This is a genomic window from Acidiphilium sp. (genome assembly GCF_049977125.1).
Classification (GTDB): Bacteria; Pseudomonadota; Alphaproteobacteria; order Acetobacterales; family Acetobacteraceae; genus Acidiphilium.
This window is the reverse complement of sequence record NZ_JBMFGY010000078.1, coordinates 8,901-14,844: the sequence shown is the minus strand read 5'-3', so window position 1 is coordinate 14,844 and position 5,944 is coordinate 8,901. Positions and strand designations below refer to the sequence as shown.

Genomic DNA, 5,944 nt, shown 5'->3' with positions numbered 1-5,944 from the left:
TGATGATGCTCGCCATCGCCATCATAGCGTCGAGTTTGGGGTGGTCAGGTCCCATCACGATCCTCGCGACCTCCGTCATTTTCTCAGCCATCTCGGCGGGGCTCTTCGTCCGGATGGTTGCTCAGGAGCCCCCTCTTGAGACACTGGAGTCCGGATCTCCCGAACCGTCAGTACCGGCGACACCGGTTTCGCCCTGACCGTATAATACGACCCGGACCCTCCACGCGGGAGCGCCCTGTTCCAGCGTTCCTCGCGAGCCCCGCGCGACCTTCCCCAAAACATGCACTCCCTTGCGCCAATTTGGCAATCTGGCATATCTGCCCGATCTATGCGGCATAGAACGCATTCTGGAGGAAACCGTGAACATCATCGCTGCCAGCGGCATGGAGAGCGTGTTCTCGCTCGAAGCGACCCAACTCAAATTCGGAATAGGCGCCGCCGAGGAACTCGGTTGGGAGATCACCCGCCTCGGTCTACAGCGCGTCATTCTCGTCGCCGATCCCATTCTCCATGAATTCGACCTGATCGAACGCATCGAAGCAAACCTTGCCAGCGCCGGCATTCAATGTCAGCGGTTCGAGGACATCAGCGTCGAGCCGACCATCGAGAGCTTCGCCCGCGCCGCCGCTTTTGCAGCCGCGCATCCGGCGGACGGCTTTGTCGCTCTTGGCGGTGGTTCCACCATTGACACCGCCAAGGTCGCCAATTTGATCAGCACCCATGGCGGGGCGGTGATCGATTACGTCAATCCGCCGATCGGTGGCGGCCGTAAGCCCCCCGCGCCGCTGCGCCCGCTGATCGCGCTGCCAACCACCTCGGGTTCAGGCTCCGAGGCCACCACGGTGGCCGTACTCGATATTCCCGAACTGAAGCTGAAAACCGGCATATCGCACCGCTACCTGCGCCCCACCCTCGCCATCGTTGATCCGTCGCTGGCCCGCACCACGCCGAGCGGCGTTACCGCATCGGCCGGTCTCGATGTCGTTTGCCACGCGGTCGAAAGCTATATCTCAAAACCGTTCAACCAGCGCCCGAAAGCCGCCAGCCCCGACGATCGGCCGCCCTATCAGGGTTCCAACCCGGTCGCCGACATTTGGTCGCTGCAGGCGATCGAATTCGGGGGCAAATTTCTCGCCCGCGCGGTGGCCGACGGCGACGATGTCGAAGCACGCGGCACCATGATGCTGGGGGCGACCATGGCAGGCATCGGTTTCGGCACCGCCGGCGTTCACATCCCCCACGCCTGCGCCTATCCGATCGCGGGGCTGAAACATAGCTATCACGCGCCCGGCTACGCGCGGAACCACGCTTTCGTGCCGCACGGCTTCTCTGTCATCGTGACCTCGCCCGCCGCGTTTCGCTACACCTATGACGCAGCACCCGAAAAGCACATTCGCGCCGCCGAATTATTGCGCGGCCATTCCATTGCCAACCCCAACTCGGAATCGCTGCCGCACGCCCTGATCGATTTGATGAAGGCGGTCGGCGCGCCGTCCGGCATCGCGGAACTCGGCTATACCGAGGACGACATCCCGGCAATCATCGAAGGCGCCCTGAAACAGCAACGCCTGCTCACCGGTGCGCCCAAGCCGGTCGGCGCCGCGGCACTCGAGACCATTCTCGCCCAATCGATCCATAATTGGTAATCCCTTCGCAACCGGAGACATCAATGTCGGACCTCCGCCTCTACATGTTCAGCTGCGGGACGCTGAAAACGGTTACCGCGTCGATCAAGATGAATCAGGGCAATGATCCCTACGAAATCCCGGTACCGTGGTTTCTGATCACCCACCCCAAGGGCAATGTTGTGATCGATGGCGGCAACGCGGCAGAGGTTGCGCTCAATCCGCGCGGCCATTGGGGAGCGGTATGCGACGTTTACGAACCCGTCATGCGCGAGGACGAAGCCTGCCTGCCGCAACTCGCCTCGCTCGGCATCGATCCGGCCAGTGTGCGCTACGTGTTGCAATCGCATCTGCACCTTGACCACACGGGCGCCATCGGGCGGTTTCCCAACGCAACCCATCTCGTCCAGCGCGCGGAATACGAATATGCCTTCACGCCGGACTGGTTCGCTTCGGGAGGCTATATTCGCCCCGATTTCGACCGGCCAGGGCTCAAGTGGCACTTTCTCGACGGCAAATTCGATGATCATTATGATCTCTATGGCGATGGCGCCATTCGAACCATTTTCACCCCCGGTCACGCGCCCGGGCATCAATCCTTCCTGATCACGCTGCCGCATTCAGGCCCGATGCTGCTGACCATCGATGCGGCGTACACGACCGATCATTGGGATGAAAAAGCCCTGCCAGGCTTTCTGGCCAGTACGATCGATACTGTCCGTTCGGTTCGCAAACTCCGGGCGCTGGCCGAAAAAACCGGCGCAACGGTGGTAACCGGTCACGATCCGGTTGCCTGGCCAGGCTTCAAACATGCACCCGATTTTTATGACTGATCCGCGCGACACGCCGGGACTCCGGCACTGGCCCGATCTCCCGGTCCGAACTGCGCCGACCGGCAAAGCCACAACGCCTTCAAGGTGAAACCAGGCGGCAAGGTTACCCGCCAGCGCCGATCACGCTGCCGATCACGACGCCAATGACGAAAAGCCACCGCCCCATGCCGCGCGCTCCGCATCGGTGAGCGCCAGCCGGGCGGTGACGCCATTTCGGGCGGACATCGCACCTGCCTCGAGCACGGCCATAACGGCGAGCGCCTCAATCGGCCGGACCGGACCCGCGCCCTCGCCCCGCAACGCCGCCGCGACAAGCTCATAGAAACGGCGCTGGTCGCCCGGTGTGGCGGGAACCGACCTCTCCCCCTCGGAACCATAGACAACGAGAGCATCCCTATCCAATCCCCAGCCACGCTCGCCCGGCCGCATCCCGGCGAGAAGCTGGGACTCCTGCGGGTCAGGCTTGAGCTTGACGAGGCTGCCGCCGGTGCCATGCACGATGAAACGGGCCGAGCCACCCGCAACCAGCATCGCGCCCTGCAACACGACCCGGCGTTCACCATAGGTGAGAACGACATGCGCCCAATCATCGATGCGCGCCCCATCCCGCTGTCGCGCGAGACTGGCCATCACGCCGTCCGGCAGCCCGAACAGCTGGAGCGTCTGATCGATCAGGTGCGGGCCGAGATCGAACCAGATGCCGCCGCCCGGCTGGGCGCGCTCGCGCCAGCGGTCGCGGACGACCGGCCTGAAACGATCGATCTTGGACTCGAAATGGACCACGCTGCCAACGACCCCCGCCTCGATCGCCGTCTTGACGCTCAGATAATCGCTGTCCCAGCGGCGGTTGTGAAAGACCCAGAGGTTGCGGTTTGCCTGTTCGGCGACGCGCAGCAGATCGCGCGCCTCATCCAGATCGAGCGCGAAGGGTTTGTCAACGACGACATGCTTTCCCGCCTGCAGCGCCAGGCGCGACAGCGGCGCATGCGTCTCGTTCGGCGTGGCCACGATGACGAGGTCGATATCGTCGTCGGTGATCATCGCCCCGAGAGTCTCATGGACGGTGACAGCCGGAAGATCGGCATGAACCTTTCCGGCGTTGCTTGAGGCAATGGCGACGAGCGAAAGGCCGCGCACCGCCTGTATCAGCGGCGCATGAAAGATTTGACCGGCAAACCCATAGCCGACCAGACCAACGCGGATCGCCCCGGCCCCCTCCTCGATCAAATTCCATCCTCCCATGCCAAACCCGTCGGATCTTCATGCCGGGCAAGCCGCCCAGGATAACTCCGGATCGCCGCAACGGAACACAAGGCGCCAGTTGCCTTCGAACCCCCGTGTCATACCCCGCTTGTCACCTTGTTCATAGCTGTGCCGCGGACGGGAAGGCCGCGTTCCGCCCGTCCGGACAGGACGGAACGCACACCCGTCCGGACAGGACGGAACGCACACCCGTCCGGACAGGACGGAACGCACACCCGTCCGGCCAGGACGGATTGATCGCCCGTCCGGGCGGGCCGGATTGATCAGCCGGCGGCGATCAGGCTCGGGCGCGCTGGCGATGCTGCCATCCGATCGCAACGGTTGCGGCACGATACCGTGCGCGCTATCAGCCCCCATGAACTTCCCGATCGAAAATCCCGCCCTCCAGCGCGCCCTGCTCGCCCGCGGCTACAACGAACCCACCGCCGTGCAGAGCGCCGTGCTCACGGCGGAGGCGGAGGGGCGCGATCTGCTGGTCTCGGCTCAAACCGGATCGGGTAAAACCGTCGCCTACGGCCTGGCCTTCGCCAGCACCATCATGCTCGGCGATGCACTGCCGCCGCCCGCCGCGCCGCTGGCACTGATCATCGCGCCCACCCGCGAGCTGGCGATCCAGGTGCATGCCGAACTCGCCTGGCTGTATGAGCACACCGGCGCGCGCGTGGTCTCCTGCGTCGGCGGCATGGACCCGCGGCGCGAACAGCGCGCGCTGGCCGCCGGCTGCCATATCGTGGTCGGCACGCCAGGCCGCCTGCAGGATCATCTGGAACGCCGCCACCTCGATGTCAGTGCCTTGAAAGTCGTGGTTCTCGACGAGGCCGACGAAATGCTCGACCTCGGCTTTCGCGACGAGCTGGAATTCATCCTCGGCACCACGCCGGCCGAGCGGCGCACGTTGCTGTTCTCCGCCACCATCGCGCGCGAAATCGCGGCGCTTGCGCGACAATATCAGCGCGATGCCCTGCGGATCGACACCGTCGCCCGCAATCAGCCGCATGCCGACATCGAATACCATGCGATCAGGATCGCCGCCCATGAGATCGAGCATGGGCTGGTCAATCTGCTGCGGTTTCATGAACTCGGCGGCTGTCTGGTGTTCTGCGCCACCCGCGAGGCGGTGCGCCAGCTGCACGGACGGCTGCAGGAACGTGGCTTTGCCGTGGTCGCGCTGTCGGGCGAGCTGAGCCAGACCGAGCGCAACAATGCCCTGCAATCCCTGCGCGACGGCCGGGCACGGGTTTGCATCGCGACCGATGTGGCGGCCCGCGGCCTCGACCTGCCCAATCTCGATCTCGTGGTCCATGCCGATCTGCCGACCAACAAGGCCACCCTGCTGCACCGCTCCGGGCGCACCGGGCGCGCGGGGCGCAAGGGCGTCTGCGTTCTTCTGGTCGCCAACAGCCGGCGCCGGCAGGCCGAGGCACTGCTCGCCTCCGCCAATATCAACGCGGTCTGGGACGAACCCCCCTCGGCCGACCAGATCCGCGCGCGTGATCAGGCCCGGCTGCTGACCGACCCGGTCCTGACCGAGCCGCCGCTCGAGGAAGACGGCGCCGCCGTCCAGGAACTGCTCGGCGCCTATCCGCCGGAAACCATCGCGACCGCGCTGATCCGCCTGTATCGCGGCCGCCTGCCCTCCCCGGAGGACATCGCGCCACTCCCGCCGGATCGCCCCCGCCACGACACGCCGCGCGATGGCGCCCGCCCCGGCGGCAGACTCGTCGGCGGCGCCGGGGCCAGCCCGATGGCCTGGTTCCGCGCCGATGTCGGACGGCGCCGAAACGCCGACCCGAAATGGTTGCTGCCCCTGATCTGCCGCGTCGGCGGAGTCACCAAGCGCGACATCGGCGCCATCCGCATCTTCGACCGCGAGACCAAATTCGAAATCAACCAGGCCGTCGCCGCCGATTTCCTGAAATCGGTGATCGCGGCGAACAACCCCGAAATCCATATCGAAGCCACCACCGGCCCGGCCGCCGATCCAGGCACCGACACCGGCACGGCGCGCCCGCCCCGCGCCCCCTGGCGCGGCAAATCCGACAAGCCGCGTGACGTCCGCCCGCCCCATCCGCCGGCGACGGGCAAGCCAAACGAACAGGCCCGCCGCCGCCGCAACAAGGCGAAACCCGGCCTCTGACGCCGCCACGGCATCGCGGCGGCGCGCGATGCATTAATCCCCCTTGCGCCCGCGGCGGCGCAAGATGCGTTAATCCCCCTTGCGCC

The 5,944-nt window shown here is 65.6% G+C and carries 4 protein-coding genes; 3 read left to right on the top strand and 1 reads right to left on the bottom strand.

Features of this window, described 5'->3' with window-relative positions:
- Positions 1-359 precede the first annotated feature (359 nt).
- Complete coding sequence (locus ACP5E6_RS12120; protein WP_427954495.1) at positions 360-1,646, top strand: hydroxyacid-oxoacid transhydrogenase; 1,287 nt, start codon at positions 360-362, stop codon at positions 1,644-1,646.
- Positions 1,647-1,669: 23 nt separating this feature from the next.
- Positions 1,670-2,458, top strand: coding sequence for an AttM family quorum-quenching N-acyl homoserine lactonase (gene attM / locus ACP5E6_RS12115; RefSeq protein WP_427954494.1), 789 nt, complete (start codon positions 1,670-1,672; stop codon positions 2,456-2,458).
- 132 nt (positions 2,459-2,590) lie between these two features.
- Here attM and ACP5E6_RS12110 read toward each other — a convergent pair whose 3' ends face one another.
- Positions 2,591-3,700, bottom strand: a complete 1,110-nt coding sequence (locus tag ACP5E6_RS12110; protein ID WP_427954493.1) for an oxidoreductase — start codon at positions 3,698-3,700, stop codon at positions 2,591-2,593.
- 376 nt (positions 3,701-4,076) lie between these two features.
- Between ACP5E6_RS12110 and ACP5E6_RS12105 the strand changes: the two genes are divergently transcribed.
- Positions 4,077-5,858, top strand: a complete 1,782-nt coding sequence (locus ACP5E6_RS12105; protein ID WP_427954492.1) for a DEAD/DEAH box helicase — start codon at positions 4,077-4,079, stop codon at positions 5,856-5,858.
- The last annotated feature ends 86 nt before the right edge of the window (positions 5,859-5,944 follow it).